Raw genomic sequence first — 16,849 nt, forward strand, 5'->3', positions numbered from 1 at the left:
AAAATGACTAATTATGAACAGGATATTAGAGCTTTACTTGAGAAAAGAGGAAAAAGCGGGGTTTTGCAACAATTAGCTGAGTACCTGTTAAAAAGAGAAACTAATTGGAAATTCATTAGTCACCCAGGGATATTGGAGGGGACACCCCACCCAATTAAAGGGAAAATCGATTTATGGTTTCAAGACCAAGATGGGAATTATATTGCAGTACAACCTACTTCTGATAGAAGTAGGTCTAAATTAGAAAAAGATACAAGAAAAGGTATATTTGCATTGGAGGAGATAATATCTCCTCCAAATGGTAAGGTCGTATTATTTTGTTCAAGAGATATCGATGTTGCAGACGGAAAATATTGTGAGAAATTATGTACCAGCAAAGGTATTAAATTCGAGTTTTACAATAATTCATACATAACTTCACTATTATTAGAGAAACAAAACTCTGACCTAGTAGAAAAATATTTAGAATATAAAATCAGTCATAAGAAACCAGTCATTGAAGTAGAGCCTGTAAATAAAGAATTATATAATCATTTTGAATATATCTTTAAAATAAAAAATATAGGTGATGACTATTTGTCGTTAGCAAATTTGAATCTTACTAGAAATTTTTCTGAAGGAAAAGAACAGAAATCGGTTAATATTTATTTAAATCGTTCAATTGAAGCTAATGGTGGGACAATTGAAATTGATATAAGCGAAAATATCCGTGATGGTGTATTTAATTCGTTTGTGACCCAGCCAAATCAAGATTATATAATGATTTGCTTAACATATAAAGATAGTAACGATAACGAATATAAAGATTATTTTAAGTATTCTTTCTCAAGAATTGGTTTGAAATGGAACCAAGTATTAATAGAAAAAATAAAAAATTTGTAAAAAATCTTCTTTAGATACATCACGGTGAACCTTACCATAAATAAAGTAGGTTTTTAGGGAGTATACTAAATATTGATTATTTTAAAATATAAAGAAGTCAATTACCTCTCAGAAAGTGGAATTAGGATTCCTTATCATTTAGGTATTACTTATATGTCATTCTTAGCGCATAATATTGTTGATTATAATAATTTGGCAATAATCACTATTTAGAGGACGAAAGAAATTAAGGAGAAGAATAGATGATAAAAACATGGAAGTATAACAAAAGGTTTGAAGAGATAATGGTTATTAAAAAGTGGAATACCCTAATTTTAAATTGTAACTTTGATAATACTTATAAATGGCATGGTCTAAAGCATTAGTGGAGAAATCTGTTAATACTGAAACTAAAGAAGATATAATTATTTTTTGATTTTTTCGAGGTAGCAAAACTTTGCTTGAAGTATTATTGGAATCAAACAATTTATTTTGATTTAATACAGTCCAAACATAAATGCATTACTTCAATTGTTATTAGGAGCTTTTTTCTTTCATATAATTATTATTTTTGGTAGGTGTTAACAATATGATAATACGAATCTTTGTTAGTTCAACTTTTAGTGATTTTCAACAAGAAAGAGATGCTTTACAAGAATGTGTGTTTCCTAGGTTACAAGAATTTTGTCAGGTAAATAATATTACATTTCAAGCGGTCGATCTTCGGTGGGGAGTAAGTCAAGAAGATACTTTAAAGCAACAAACAATGGAAATTTGTTTAAAAGAATTAAACAGGTGTCAAGCAGTATCTCCTAAACCTAATTTCCTTGTATTAGTCGGCGATAGGTATGGATGGCAGCCAGTACCGGAAAGGATTTTAGTTGAAGAATCGAATCAAATAGAAACGTTTTTAGGTGAAGAAGAGAAGGAACTCATACATAAGTGGTATAAAATAGATCATAATTCTGTACCTAAATGTTATGTATTATCTGAGAGATTCGAACCTTATAATGAATACAGTGAATGGCAGAAAGAAGAGGAAAAATTACTTCATGCTTTCCGTTTAGGAGTAACCATGTTAGGGTGGGATAACGAAGATTCAAGGAGATTAAAATACTTTGCTTCTGCGACTGAACAAGAAATTATGGAAGGTATTAAAAAAGGTAAGGAAAATAAAACTCTATGGGTTATGAGAAATATAACCAATATAACTCCTGATGAAAAGTTTAAGGATTATTTAGATATGAATTCTAGTTTAAAATCAATTGATCCTTATTCCAGTACTATGCTTGATGCCTTAAAGGACATGATAGATAAACATTCTTCCGAAGATATGCTTCAATACAACACCGAATTAAATGAGGATTTGCAGCCATGTGATTCCTACCTTGAACAATTTTGTGATGACGTTTTTGAACATCTCGTTATGCTTATTTTAGAGCGGATAGAAGAAGAGGAATCGTATCAGGAAGGAGATTTAAACAAGGAGATAAAGGAACATCAACTCTTTGCAAAAAAGGAAATTGAGTTTTTTACGGGAAGAAGAGAACCCAGAGAGATGATTTCCAATTATCTTAAAGGTGATTCCACGATGCCATTTATAATCTCTGGAGTATCTGGTGCTGGAAAGTCAGCCTTGATGGCAAAAGCAACGGAAATATCAAAGAATATTTTTCAAGACTCTGTCATCATAACGAGATTTGTTGGAGTTACCCCAATGTCCCACCAATTCTACAGTTTTATTTCAAGTATTTGCTTAGAAATAGAAATGGGATACAAGGGGAGTCCCACTTATTTACCAGAAAATAGTAGTTGGGAAGATTGGTTGGACAATCTAAAAACCCTAATGAAATCTGCTACAATTGAAAAGCCCTTGTTTATCTTTATTGATGCATTGGATAGATTCTCCAATAAAGAACAGTCTCTATCCCTTATAGGTGCCATTGGCCAATTGCCACCACATGTAAAGATTGTTGTATCAACTACACAGGATTTGGCTAACAGGATTATAATTGATCAACCTGATTTACAGCTGTATAATATACCGGAAATGCCTACATGTGAAGCTGAAATTTTATTAGATATGTGGCTAACAAATGAAGGTAGAGCATTACAAGAGAACCAGCGAGACTATGTATTTCATCAATATTCAGGGTGTAAACATCCATTATTTTTAAAACTAGCATTCGAAAAAGTGAAAAAATGGAGATGTTGGGAAAATCCAACCGGGATTGGAACGGATATCAAGAATATCATAGTTGGTTATATTCAAAATTTAGAACGTAAACATGGGGAGATTTTTACTGAACGTGCACTATCTTATTTGGCATTGGCAAGGTATGGTTTGAGAGAATATGAATGGATTGATTTACTTTCACAAGATGAGCGAGTTCTGAAAGAGTTTGAACAACGCTATCCTGATTCACCAAAGGTTTCCAAAATCCCTATGAATGTATTCTCTAATTTTTACTATGACCTGCAACCGTACTTAACCAAGATGGAAAACGGGGAGTTTGAAAGTTACGGTTTCTTTCATAACCTATTCCAATTGGTTATTGAGGAGAAGTACAATGAAATAAAGGACGAAGTGAGAAGCCATATCATTAAATACTTTACCGATGTTAATGCATGGCGTAGAAAAGCAGAGGAACTCCCATGGCATATCTTTAAAAGTGGGAACTGGGAGGAATTATCAGAACAGCTTTTAAATGAGGAAATGCTAATTGAAATGTGCAAACTGGACAAGTACGATGTTCTTTTATACTGGAGTGAAATCGAAAAGAATACATCTATTCGAAAGAAATCTTTATACAAAAAACAATTAAATGACAATGAGGGTTTATCTATACAATATTTAAAGATTTGCACTTTGATTTTACAACAAACACATTGTTTGGATGAAGCTGAACTATTTTCAAAAAAGCTGTATAACAAAGTTTTAAAAGAAGAGGGTTTTGATGAAAACAAACAATTAGCACATCTAAGTCTTCAAGCAGCTATATTATTAAAGCAAGAGAAATGGGATCCAGCTATAATTGAATTTGAAAATGTGGAGAAATTATCATTGAAGATTGGCAATTATGAAGCTGCGGCTGCTAGTTTAAATAACAGGGCCTGGATCTATCAAAAAAGGGGAATTCAAGAAGAGGCACTAAAAATGTTTGAAAAGGCAGAGGAATATGCCCGTTTAGTTAATGATAAAGAAGGGATTGCTACTTATCTAAATAATCAGGCAGAGATATATAAAAACCAAGGTAACCTTCCGCTTGCCTTAGAAAAGTATGAAGAAGCCCTTAAAATTGCTCGAAAGCTCGACAAAAAGGCAAAGGTTGCATCTTATTTAAGCAATATTGCTAATACTTATGGAAAACAGGAATTGTATGGTGAAGCATCGAAAGCTTTTAAAGAAGCAAGGAAAATAGCACTAGAAATTGGCGACCGAGAAATCTATGCCACATGTTTAGCTAATGAAGCAAGTCAACTTGTAAATCAGGGGAATGTCCCTTTAGCAAAGGAATATTATAGGGAAGCAAAAGAAAAAGCAATAGAAATAAAAGATTCGATCATCTTTACTGATTGTTTAATTGGTGAGGCTCATATCTATTTATTAGAAAAGGATGAGCGGACTGTTATTAAACTGTATGAAGAAGTCTTGAAGATTCTTCAAAATACGAAATCGGTAGAGTTAATCATTAACACTTTACCGGTCCTTCTTGTCTTAATGGAAAAACAGGAGATGTGGGATGACGTACTAAATATTCTTGAAACCTGGAGAAGTAATTTCTCAGAATGGGGGGAAAACTCTTACGTAACATGGTGTGAGCAAAAATATCAAGAATATCTAAAAAAATCTTACGAAGATTTTATGAAAAAGAAAAAAGGAAGAAATGATTTATGTTATTGTGGAAGTAGGATAAAATTTAAAAGATGCCATGGAAAAAATATTTAAAATCTTGCCTTAATAAGAGGGGATTTGATTTGATGACTTATCGTCCAAAACCAATAGACACTAGTAAAGTTACTTTATCGGAGGAAATACTTGAATTAACAGAGCATTTAGCAGAACATACACATGATATTTGGGCTCAGCAAAGAATGGATCAAGGCTGGACTTATGGTGAAAAAAGAGATGACGATAAAAAGCTTCACCCGTGCTTAATACCATATGAAGAACTGCCGGAGAATGAAAAGATTTATGACCGAAATACTGCATTAGAAACATTAAAAGCAATATTAGCTCTGGGATATCGGATTGTAAAATAATTTGATAATAAAAATCCCCCCTTGGAATAAAAGAGTTTTGGTTTCTCCGCTACTCTTGATTCCAAGGGGGGATTATTGTATTTTAATTGGGTCTATCCCTTAATTTATAGCAAAGTGATCATGCATATCAAATAGGATTGGTAGTCGAACCATTTCGAAATTATCTTCTATATCAATCCTAATCTCAAAATCAATATGAGGATATTGGATCACTTCTTTGTAGAATTCCAGTAATTCCATTGACTGGCCAGCTTTAATTTTTGCAATAATAAACTCTTTATCGGCTAACAAATCTTTTAAGGTCGTCCAATCTTCATTTTGAAGGAGATGCTGATGAAAGTGAGCTACCTGATAGTCTAGTAATTCTGTTCTTCCTTCAAGATATTGTTTTTTACTATGCTCCATAAGTTTCTGTTGGCCATTTTTTTCAAAAATCCAATAAGGGTAACTCCACTTTTTATCAATCAGCCAGTCCTTGATACTTTTATGAAATGGCTCGATGGTGTCATCGTTTGAATAGAATAAGCTACCAATTCCCTCCAGAATCTCTGCTTCTTGATATTCATCCCAGCCAAGTATTACTCTTGGAATCTCAATAGGAAGCGGACCCAGTGCAGCCATGACTAATTCAAGGAGTGGGCGGTAATCCCTGTTGTAAACAACTTTGTCTGGAAATTGCCGCTCAAAGAAATTTAAGTAAATCATCTTTAAGCCAGTCGGAAAAGTATCAAGGTTGTCTAAATGAAGGTTCCCATTCTTTAGTTCCTTTATTACTTCCGTTATGTAAAGGAATACTCCTTCACTTTTCTCGATTAATTTAGCGATCTGGGTTTCATTATACTGGATTCCATTCATCTCTAAATTTTTCTTTAAATAGGATTCAATATCGTTAATATTGTTTGTATCCATTGTATCTAATACAAAAGGCTTAAGATTGCCTAGACGACGAACAATATCCGTTTCTGGTCGACTGGTAATAACAAGCCCTAACCAATTTGGGATTTTATCAAATTCTTGTCCAATCACATGCAACAATTCAGAGATTTCCTTAGCTTCATCAAGTGCATCAAGAATTAATACACAACGTTGCTTTTGAGGGGGAATGTTGTTCAAAGGCTCTACAAACAGATAGTTGAAAAGTGCGACTGTATTTTTTTGGGCAATACTGCTTTGCCTTAAGTCTGGAATACTCTGGAGTTCCTCCATATACTCCGGTATTTGGGTAGCTAAGTAATAGGCTAACGAACATAGGGCACTTTTGGGATTCCTGCTGTCGCTGTCATTATGCTTGAAAAAGTGAACCCCGACAACGCTTTTCGATTCTAGAGCTAATTTTGCAGAAAACGCTGATTTACCTACACCCGCCTGTCCTTTTACCCAAAAGACGCGAGACTCATTTTGGTTTTCCAACCAATTCTGGAATTGATTGTACAGCCAATCGCGCCCTATAAATCCTTCCATATGCCTCCCGATTTCACCCTTATCGTCCATGGCAGCTAGAATGTCTCTTAAATGTGTAAGTTCACCTTCGAAGCCGAGTTTATAATTTCTATTTAACACTTTGCAGAGCTCTTCAAAGCCTTTTTGGTATTGCTCTTTCTGCTGATAATTTTGTAAATCCAGCCATTGAATTCGCGCAATTGGAAGAGGGGGTTGAATTTGCTGGACCATAATTGGCACAATATCTTTACCTTGAAATCTTGCATAGCTGATTTCATCTAAGCAAACACCATCTGGTCGTCGCATTGAATGAGGTGTCATTAAGACAATAATCCAGTGAGATTGGCCAATGCCCTTTTCGATGGCATGGTCCCAATAATTCTGCACTTTTATTCTTTTTCCATCAATCCAAACATTAAAACCGACTTTTTCTAAATCCACTCTTAACTGTTCTGCTAAACATGCATGTTCATCATGTCCATAGCTTATAAACACATTTTTCATTTAACTTCCCCCAAGATCCGTTCTTTCTTATTCTTTTATTAAATCTTTTCCTTGTGAATTGTAGAAAAGTTTTAAATATCTAATGCTGTCTCGATCAAATTCCTTAAAATCCTCAGAAAGCTCTTCCCATGGAGTTAGACCCTTATGTAATTTTAAGTTTTCTAGTTCATGTTTAGGTAAAGGGTTGTCTAGGGCTGTGACTTTCCATCCTCTTAAGAAATGAAAAGCATTCCATCGTTCATGCTCTACGATTGCTAGTGACTCGGTATATGTCTCGATATACTCAGCAAACCCAGCATCATCAAGGATTTCATTTTGATGTCTAGGGTCTTGTTTTGGTACAGATTTTAGGCCTAATAACATCAACTTTGTATCATTATGAAGCATTTGGTATCGATTTGACTCCTGTTTAAATGCATTAAGTTTTTCCCAATCCTTGTCCCATTGAGTTCTTTTCCCTTCATCTTCTTTTCTTTTCAGATATTTGTTATGGGCTTCTTTTGCTAATTTCTTAAGTTCTTCATTTATAACATAATCACTATTTAAGACTTCTCCAAGCATTGCATATCGTTTTACCTGTTTATAGGTATCTATATGCTCATCCAACCAGTTGCTTATTTTATTATCGTCTTTCATCTTCAGAAAAATAGGGACATTCGGCATTTTCTCCATTAATTCGATTCCTTCGATCATATCAATGAAATCATCCTTTAGGGAAAGATAGACATGAGTAATGGGTACATCTATTTGATTTAACTCATTTAGTAATCCTTGATAGATTAAATCTACCTTTTTAAACTGAATGTTCGCCAAATCACGAGACCTCTTCGCTAAAAAATTCCATTCTTTTTCTACCCTTTCAATATCGCGATCCAAAATGGTAAAATGCATTTTTTCTTTTGTTAGGAAGTGGCCAAGATTCAGAATATGGAAGGCAAGGTGTTGATTTCTTTTTCCAAAACCTATAAATAAAACATGCAAAGGTTCTCTATCTTCTTTTCGAAGTTGGGTTTCATACCCCATGTATAAAGGATAGTCACTTAACATTTTTTCAGCAATTAGCATGGAAGTAGAAAAATTATTGGATTTTACTTTATACCCCCCTTCTTCTAAGAGTAAATTTTCGTATATTTGCAAGGTTTTGGCATGCTCTAAATGCAATAAAATCGGTAGTAGTTTACCATTTTTTGGTTTGGTGATAGAACGAACTGAAAGATAGTTTTCGAGGTTTATGGAATCATCCTCATCAAATAAAATAAGATAGCTAGCTTTGTTGATGCTGTTTTTATATTGAAATTCTGATGATTCGAATGAATCGATTTTTATTATTGGTACACCGAGATCGAAGAGTTCCTTTTTGTTTTCCTCAGAAAGGGATTGGTCGACTACGATTACCCGATGTCTATCTTCTTTTAAATTTTTTATAAGAATGTAAGATTGATAGTTATACCCAAAAACAAGAATATGGCCACCAAAATTTCGGTATAGCAGCCCTTTTACTGATGTTCCAAAGTATTTTACAAACAATTTAGTAACGGTTGCAAAAGAAAATAAAAAAGCTGTCCAACGTGCAATTTCAATAGGTAGCGGGACGTTTCCAAACTTATTGGCTGCTGTGTTAAAAACCGTATCATAATCTAGGAAAAAGAGCCTGATTGTCGAATAGACTGCATTGAATCCTGTGTGTTTATAAGGTGGTACTGAATACTCATAAAAACCATAGATTCCATATGCTAATGTAAACATTAACATTGTTCCTTGAAAGAAATACTGCTTTAAGTACCAATAAAAGAATGTAGTTGACCAAGAAAGGCCTATAAAAATTAAAAGAATTGTATTATTATCAAACCAATTTTTACAGGATCCAATAATTCCTACGACTGTTAAAATAATTGCTAAACTAAAGTGATATATTTTAAACTTCTCCAAGTTGTATTCCCCACTTATTTAATTTTTTTATCCAATCTAAAGAGCTATATTTTTTTTATGTATATCCTAGATCGATAATTGTTTAAGGTCACCATAGCGGTATTTCTGTCATAATCTTTAACCTGTTCAATTAGAGGATCATAGGGAACTAGATTAGGATGTTCCTTTTTCCGGTCATCCCGCTTGGGTCAAAAGTCTGACGATTTATTCTTTGTTGTGACCATATTTCATTGATGTTTTTTGCAATCTATTCTCATAATTCCAAAATTTCAGAGGTTTAGGTTTATAGTTCATAGTAATCGAGGAGTTCCTTCCCATATTTATATATGTGAAATTATCTCATATTTCACATATATAAATATGGTTTTTTTGTATTTTTAGTATGCAAGACTTTAGCTTAAGTATCACCCTTTTAATGAGTGTTTACTAAAACTTAATATTACTTCCATAGGGACGGTTCCAAGAACAGTGAATATTAACCATTGATAGAGGGAGTATAACATGAGTACACTGGCAGAAATGCCTATGACATGAAGCACCGATAATATCGGATACAACTGAACCAAGTTTGATATTGGCTCCTCCTAAGACTTCCTGAATCAATTCACCAGATATTAGAAGGTTATGAATTTTATTTGACATTTGTTAATTGAAAAGCTAAAAACCTATTCCTTGAACGGTATAATTGGAAAAGATTTTATAATAGGGGATAAATGGATTTCACCCATGATCGTAAAAAAACAACTTCCTTTGCTATTTTATCAAAATATTACAGTATTAGAATGATTGATAGTATTATAACCGTGGGGCTCTTGTTTGAAAGTTAAAAAAATAAATAAATAATAAGGGGAAGCAACAGTGCATAATTCTAATTTAGTTAGAGTGTTTATTAGTTCCACATTTAGTGATTTTGAAAAAGAGAGAAATGCCTTACAATATAATGTGTACCCACGCCTTCAAGATCTTTGTACTCAAAGAGGGGCAAAATTTCAAGCTGTAGACCTTAGGTGGGGGGTAAGTGATAGGGAAGCTATTTCCCAAAAGACTATGAAAATTTGTCTGGAAGAGTTAGATCGGTGTCAAAAACTTTCACTGCGCCCCAATTTTCTGATGTTGATCGGTGATAGATATGGGTGGCAGCCGATTCCTGAGGAGATTCCATCCGAAGAGTTAAAAGAAATAGGAACAGTTATTAGTAAGGAAGATCTATCACTGCTTCAACATTGGTATAAGCAAGATAAGAACTATGTACCTTCACTACATATTCTTCGGCCGCGAGCAGAAAATGATACAGATAATCCAAATTGGGATGAAACTGAACAAAAACTCAGAGATATTTTACGTCATGCAATAAAAGACCTGGGATGGCAGGGTAGTGATGAAAGGTGCCTCAAGTATTTTGCTTCGGCAACTGAAATGGAAATTGTAAAAGGGGCATTACAACCCGTGGATGCTTCTCAACATGTTATTTGTGTCATGCGTACAATTCAAAATTTAAAAAACGTCGAGAAAACAGATTCTGTAAAGCAATTTATTGATTTAAATAAAGAGACAGGAAAACATGACAGTTATTCCAATTTCCGTTTATCTGATTTAAAAGAAAGGATAGAACATAAGCTTTCAGATCGTATTCTTAGATATAATGCTAAACGGAGTGGAAAAGGACTTACAAAAGGGCACCTAGATCAAATGTGCGATGAAGTATATGAACAAATATCCCATATTATAATCTCACAATTAGAATTAAAAGGAAAAAAAGGTGGTACACCTAATGAAATAGAAATGCATAACAAATACGCCCAGCAACAAGCTCAAGATTATGTAGGCAGGGCAGTTTCTCGCCAATTTATACAGAAACATATTAATGAAAATCTAAACCCGTTAGTCATTTCTGGATCTAGTGGAATGGGGAAAACTGCACTAATGGCAAAAGTCAGTGAAGGGGTTAAAACTTCCTTTAAAGATACGATTATATTACGTAGATTTATTGGGTTGAGTCCATTATCATTTGAAACCAATGCATTGCTTGAAAGTATATATCAAGAATTAAAGCAGGTGTATTCTCCACTTCTAAACAGCACTAAAGAAAACAGAGAAAATATGGATTGGACAGAATGGTTAAAAGAAATAAGAAAACTAATCACAGCGCATTCAGAAAAGCGTGTAGTGCTGTTCTTGGATGCTGTTGATCAACTACAACATTCATTAGAGATTCTAAAGGGAATTTCCTCAATTACTAATTTGAAGGTTGTATTCTCCATTACACCAGACCTATTTAAATATATAAAAGCCCTCCTCCCTGATGTGTATCTTTATAAATTAAAGGAGATGGGGAAAAAAGATGGAGAACTTTTGCTAGACCACTGGTTACAGAAGTCACAAAAAACGTTACAACCTCAACAGCGTTTGTACTTGCTTCAACAATTTCGTCATTGCCCAACACCCCTATATTTAAAACTGGCTTTTGAACAAGCAAGGAAATGGCATAGTTGGGAAAACGAAAATAAGATTGAACCATCAGTCCGTGGAATCATCAATGGTTTTTTAGAGCAGTTAGAAAACAAACATGGAGAAGTGTTAACATCAACTGCGCTATCTCTTTTAGCGGTATCCTCTCAAGGATTATCAGAACAAGAATGGCTATCTCTCATATATAAAAACAGAAAGATCATACGAGAATTTAAAGAGAGATATCCTCTTTCTCCTAAAACTTCTTCACTGCCATTTCATGCATTTTCAAAATTATATTTTGATCTTCAGCCTTTCTTAATAGAGAGCGATGAAGCGGCACTACATAACTTTATCCATTCACAGTTTCAGGAAGCAGTAGAGGAAAAGTATTTAAAGGATAAGAAAAAAAATCGAGCTATTAGGAAGAAGTTAATAGAATTTTTCCTTAATAATGGGATCACCGATCGAACTGTTTTCGAATTACCTTATCTTTTAAAGAAAAATGAAGACTGGGAGCAACTTGCCGATCTGCTAATCGATGAAAAATTTATAAATCAGATTAGTGAACAAGGGAGATTCTATAGCGTATTACATGAATGGAAGGATCTTGAAGAAAACTCTTGGATACAAAGGGAGGAATACTTCTCAACAATCGTAAAAAATGTGGAGAACTATCAAGATGAGTATTTAAAATTTTATGTTAATATCTTTTTTACCAATGGCTTTTTTGATGAGGCCTTGTTACTATACGACATACTAATTAAACGTCTGGAAGGTAGCGAGAATAAAAAAGAACTTGCTACTTTATTATTGAATAAAGGGATGGTTTACAAAACAAGTGGTGGGGATCTTAATCAAGCGTTGTCATTGTATGAAAAAAGCTTGGAAATTTCTAGATACATAGGGGGTCAAAAATTAGTAGCCGCATGTCTCAATAATCAGGGAGAAATTTATAGAATAAATAATCCGGAAGCAGCACAGAAAATGTACAAAGAGGCTCATGCGATAGGGGTAGATATAAACGATAAGGAATTAATAGCCGTAACTTTAAATAATCGGGCATTAATCTTCCATGAACAAGAAGAATTAGATAATGCCCTCCCTTTATATGAAGAAGCGATTAAAATAGTATGGGAGATAAAAGACCTCGATAAGTATTGTACATATTTGCATAATTTAGGAGGGCTTTACTATTTAAAAGGAGATTTAGATCAGGCACTAATTCTTTTTCAGCATTCTTTAGAAATCATGAGCGATACCGGCTTAGGGAATCCATTTCAAGTTTTGGAACGTCTTCGGCATATTGCTAAAGTATATAGAGAAAAAAAACAATGGAAGGAAGCATTAAAAAAAATTGAAATTATTGACCACGCTCTTCTTGAAACAGAAAACTTTGATTTATATATTACTTGCCAGTTTGAAAAAGCTGACTTTTATATGGAACTAAGAAGATTAGAAGATGCTTTAGATCACCAGTGAGAAGCGAAAGTTCCCACTTATTCAATTGCTATTTGCCTTCCTGATGGAAAGTAAGAAGCATGCAAAGAAGAGCACTGGCTATGTTTTTTATACTGCATATAGTACATTGGCTAAGTATGGTTGCACAGTAGAAAGGCAAGCGTTAAAGAAACAAATAGACAAACTTGTAAAGTTAGGTGTACTGGAAATAGCAAAGGTGACAGAGCAAGTAGGGAAGCACAAGACACCATACTACTTCAAGGTCAACATTCCAAAGGTAGAAGGCGACAGTAATAGTTTAGTATTGTCTGCTGAGAGTGTCGAAGAAGACTAAAAAATAGACTCCGTAATAGTAGCTCTTTTCGCAGAAGAGAAAGCAAGAAAATTAGTGTCTAAGAAAGTATATTATAAGCGTTTAAAACCAATTTACAAGGCAATGTAAAACAAATCTTACTGTATCTAACTCAGTAAATAATAATATGAGAGCAGGACGGTAGCAACCATGTGGGAATAGCTAGTGTGTCTGCTCTTTTTGTGTTCATTGCACAATTTTCCCTAAGTCTGACATAATAACTTATTTATTCATAAAAGGGGGTATTGTGGAGTGTATACGGAACAGTACCCTCTGCCTTTAAAGCCTTTAGTAATTCGAATAAGGCTTATTGAGGAACACAAGAAACAATATCCCGTACAGAAGATGTGTGAAATACTAGAAATCCCAAGAAGCAGCCATTATCAATCCCTTCAAATAGTCGTATCAAATCGCGAACAGGAAAACATAGAACTAACGAAGGAAATTCATCTTATTTACCTGGAAAGCAAAGGACGATATGGGGCTCCAAAGATTCATGAAAGCTTATTAACCAAAGGGTTTTCCCTAAGTCTAAAGCGTGTTCAACGTTTAATGAGCAAGGCGAGAATTCGTTCTATTACCAAGAAAAAATACCGTCCCTATCCATCTAAAGAAAAGGTTATTCAATTGGATAATTTGCTAAAAAGAGACTTCACTACTCAAACCATTAATGAGAAATGGGTAGCAGATATTACGTATATCCACACGTTAAAAGACGGATGTGTTATTTAGCTTCGGTATTGGACCTTCATTCTAAGAAAATATGGGTATTCATTTTCTCGTTCAATGACGACAGAACTGGTCATAAAAGCTTTCAATAACGCACACTTATCACAAAAGCCCTCGGAGGGCTTAGTTCTTCATACGGATCTTGGTCACAATATACAAGCAGTGAGTTTACTCAACATATCCAAAACCATCATATTAAGCAATCCTTTAGTCAGAAAGGTTGCCCGTACGATAATGCCTGTATTGAATCCTTTCATGCCCTATTAAAAAAGGAAGAAGTCAACCACGTACAATATCTAGACTATCAAACAGCTAAATTAGCGATGTTCCAATTTATTGAAGGTTGGTATAACCGAAAAAGAATTCACAGCAGCTTGGGCTATCAAACCCCACAAGCCATTGAAGATCGAATTAGGAATACAGCTTAAGATTTAACTTTTTAGTGTCCAAAATATTGACTCAAATCCAGAGTTACTATTTTCAATTACTAAATACTTTTTAATAAAATTTTGATTTCATTAGGTGTTGAATACTACTATTGTTAATCATGGTTTTAATTAATATAGAAGATATTACATACCTTCGGCAGCAAAAGGTTTTTTAGAAGAAATAGAAGAAAACTAAACAAAAGTGGATAAATATTGGATGAATTTTGCAAATATACAAATTTTCAATTATTATAAAAATAGATTGAATACGGTTAAATGTTTTATCAAAAGAAACCGAGGAGATATGGTGGAAAATGGAAAAAGAGGGAACCGAATATAAGAAAGTGTGTTTTGTAATTATGCCATTTACAGACTGTGCCCCTTATTCAGAAGGACACTTTAAACGTGTTTATGAGTATATAATAAAACCCGCTTGTGAAAAAGCAGGTTTTCATGCTGTTCGTGGAGACGATGTAACAAAGACTAACTTTATAGCCGTTGATATACTAAAAAATATTCTTGAGGCGGACATGGCTATTTGTGATTTAAGTTCTAAAAATCCCAATGTGTTCTATGAGTTAGGGATTAGACAAGCTTTTAATCTACCAGCTACTCTTATAAAAGATGGAATTACTGAACGAATTTTTGACATTCAAGGTTTTAGAGACGTGGAATACGATGAAAATCTTAGAATTGATACCGTCAATTTAGCGATAGATGCTGTTTCTGATAGCTTAATTAGTACATACGAATCAAGTACGAGTAATAATCCTGATGTTAACTCAATTGTTCAACTTCTTGGAATTAAACCAGCAAAAATTCAAGACATACATTTGAGTGAAGAATCGAGTTTAATACTAAATTCACTAAGAACTATAGAGAAGAGGTTAGCGTATATCGAATCGAAGTCTAATCCATCTAGATATGGTGTCTCCAAAAAAATAATGTCTGAATTACTGGAAACAGCAGATTATAAATGTCAATCTTGTGGAAAAGAACTGGATATTAATTCAGTACAACTTAATCATATCATTCCTATGGCAAAAGGCGGAGACTCGTCAATTGAAAACATGGAAATTCTGTGTCGAAGTTGTAATGCAAATAAAAAATAAACTTTAACCAACTTCATTGATTAGGTTAAATTGATAAGAGTAACGTAATACGAGATAGATAGGTATGATGTGGATGAATGTAAAATTTTATCTCTAAGTATGATTTTGACAAAAACAGCGATACGTCTCAGTAGCTCAGCTGGATAGAGCAACGCCCTTCTAAGGCGTCGGTCGGGAGTTCGAATCTCTCCCTGGGATGCTACATCCAGAAAGGCTGTTAAATCAAGGTTCTTAAGATTATAAATAATTTCCAACATTGATTTAGTTACCACTGAATTGAAAGGTCAGTTACGACAACTTTTCCAGATTGGAGATTACTACTCTAAAGCTATCTAAAGGATGAATGTAGATCCTGCAGGAGTAGATTATTTTAAAGATGGGTATTGATTGAAAGAGTCGAAGATAACTCCTCGGCTTTTTGTTAATAGGAAAATAGAAAGAAGAAAATTGGGAAACTGTAAAGGAAATCAGTTAGGACAAAAATTGGACAGAAGAAATTCTACAATATATCAAAATTAATACTGTCGCAGTAGTTTTGAATGACCCAACTGTAAAGTAACAATATACTCCCTTTACGAATTTTAGCGACCACTTTACAATAGTAAGAGGAAACGCTAGAAGGTTAGTGGTCAGGTGTTTTTTAATAAATGCAAAAACCTTAAGAAACCTATATATACATACGAATTGTTAGCTCAGTGGGAGAGCACTTCCTTGACAGGGAAGGGGTCGTGGGTTCGAATCCCTCACAGGTCATCTTACATTAGAAACCCCTGCTATTACTGGTTTTTATGCATCTGTCCAACATTTTACAGTAAAGCAATTGGACTGCTAGTGTGGTAGACCTCTCCTTCCAGTGTGGTAGTCAGTGAATATCAGTCAGAATCCAAAGTCTTTGGGAATGTGTAACAGCATTCTTAGGGGCTTTTTTCTGACGGCGAGTCAAAGTTATGGCAAGGACTGGAGCAAGAGGTAAAGCAAGGGTTAGTAAAACTAGGGATGTCTATAACGCTGCTCAAATTTTTTCAACAATTACATGATGCTTATCTGTTTGTAAATAAAAATGAGGGACTAATAGAACGAACTCTGAATAATAAAAGGGTTGCATTACTGACTTTTCAAAAGTTTCAAGATGCTAAAGAATTGGATGTTTTGCCAAGAGACCTGACTGTTCAGGAGTGTAGGGAATTTATTTATTATTGTCAAAAAGAAATTGTAAGACATGAAGCGTTCATCTAATTCACCTACTTCAATAGCTTTAATAATTCTATTGGAAAGTGCAGTTGAATTTTCAATAGAATCATCTCCATCTTTTTCTAGTGGAA

7 protein-coding genes, 2 tRNA genes and 2 pseudogenes are annotated in these 16,849 nt (G+C 34.0%); 8 read left to right on the forward strand and 3 right to left on the reverse strand.

Annotated elements, in window-relative coordinates; all coding sequences use genetic code 11:
* Positions 1 to 3 precede the first annotated feature (3 nt).
* The 3 genes from QNH43_RS10400 to QNH43_RS10410 all read left to right on the forward strand — a co-directional run bounded on the left by QNH43_RS10400 (position 4) and on the right by QNH43_RS10410 (position 5,124).
* On the forward strand, positions 4 to 882 hold the full coding sequence (locus tag QNH43_RS10400) for a hypothetical protein (RefSeq protein ID WP_283917757.1): 879 nt from the start codon (positions 4 to 6) through the stop codon (positions 880 to 882).
* Between the two features lie 568 nt (positions 883 to 1,450).
* Positions 1,451 to 4,810, forward strand: a complete 3,360-nt coding sequence (locus QNH43_RS10405) for a tetratricopeptide repeat protein (RefSeq protein WP_283917758.1) — start codon at positions 1,451 to 1,453, stop codon at positions 4,808 to 4,810.
* Between the two features lie 32 nt (positions 4,811 to 4,842).
* The gene (locus QNH43_RS10410; protein ID WP_283917759.1) at positions 4,843 to 5,124 is read left to right on the forward strand and encodes a RyR domain-containing protein; all 282 of its coding nucleotides are present in this window, start codon (positions 4,843 to 4,845) and stop codon (positions 5,122 to 5,124) included.
* Positions 5,125 to 5,223: 99 nt separating this feature from the next.
* On the opposite strand, the gene QNH43_RS10415 is transcribed toward QNH43_RS10410, so the two are convergent.
* The 3 genes and pseudogenes from QNH43_RS10415 to QNH43_RS27775 all read right to left on the reverse strand — a co-directional run.
* A complete protein-coding gene (locus QNH43_RS10415; RefSeq protein ID WP_283917760.1) occupies positions 5,224 to 7,068 on the reverse strand; it encodes a P-loop domain-containing protein in 1,845 nt (614 codons plus the stop codon).
* A 27-nt stretch (positions 7,069 to 7,095) separates the two neighbouring features.
* Complete coding sequence (locus QNH43_RS10420; protein WP_283917761.1) at positions 7,096 to 8,997, reverse strand: potassium channel family protein; 1,902 nt, start codon at positions 8,995 to 8,997, stop codon at positions 7,096 to 7,098.
* A gap of 44 nt (positions 8,998 to 9,041) precedes the next feature.
* Positions 9,042 to 9,170, reverse strand: a pseudogene (locus QNH43_RS27775) (hypothetical protein); the annotation flags it as partial.
* A 685-nt stretch (positions 9,171 to 9,855) separates the two neighbouring features.
* Here QNH43_RS27775 and QNH43_RS10425 point away from each other — a divergent pair.
* The 5 genes and pseudogenes from QNH43_RS10425 (at position 9,856) to QNH43_RS10445 (ending at position 16,280) form a co-directional block, all read left to right on the forward strand.
* Complete coding sequence (locus QNH43_RS10425; protein WP_283917762.1) at positions 9,856 to 12,927, forward strand: tetratricopeptide repeat protein; 3,072 nt, start codon at positions 9,856 to 9,858, stop codon at positions 12,925 to 12,927.
* Positions 12,928 to 13,561: 634 nt separating this feature from the next.
* A pseudogene (locus tag QNH43_RS10430) lies at positions 13,562 to 14,415 on the forward strand (IS3 family transposase); the annotation flags it as partial.
* Between the two features lie 314 nt (positions 14,416 to 14,729).
* Positions 14,730 to 15,527, forward strand: coding sequence for an HNH endonuclease (locus QNH43_RS10435; protein WP_283917763.1), 798 nt, complete (start codon positions 14,730 to 14,732; stop codon positions 15,525 to 15,527).
* A 124-nt stretch (positions 15,528 to 15,651) separates the two neighbouring features.
* Positions 15,652 to 15,726: transfer RNA gene (locus QNH43_RS10440), tRNA-Arg, on the forward strand.
* Positions 15,727 to 16,208: 482 nt separating this feature from the next.
* Positions 16,209 to 16,280: transfer RNA gene (locus QNH43_RS10445), tRNA-Val, on the forward strand.
* The last annotated feature ends 569 nt before the right edge of the window (positions 16,281 to 16,849 follow it).

Origin of the sequence: Peribacillus simplex, assembly GCF_030123325.1 — a bacterium.
Lineage (GTDB): Bacteria > Bacillota > Bacilli > Bacillales > DSM-1321 > Peribacillus > Peribacillus simplex_D.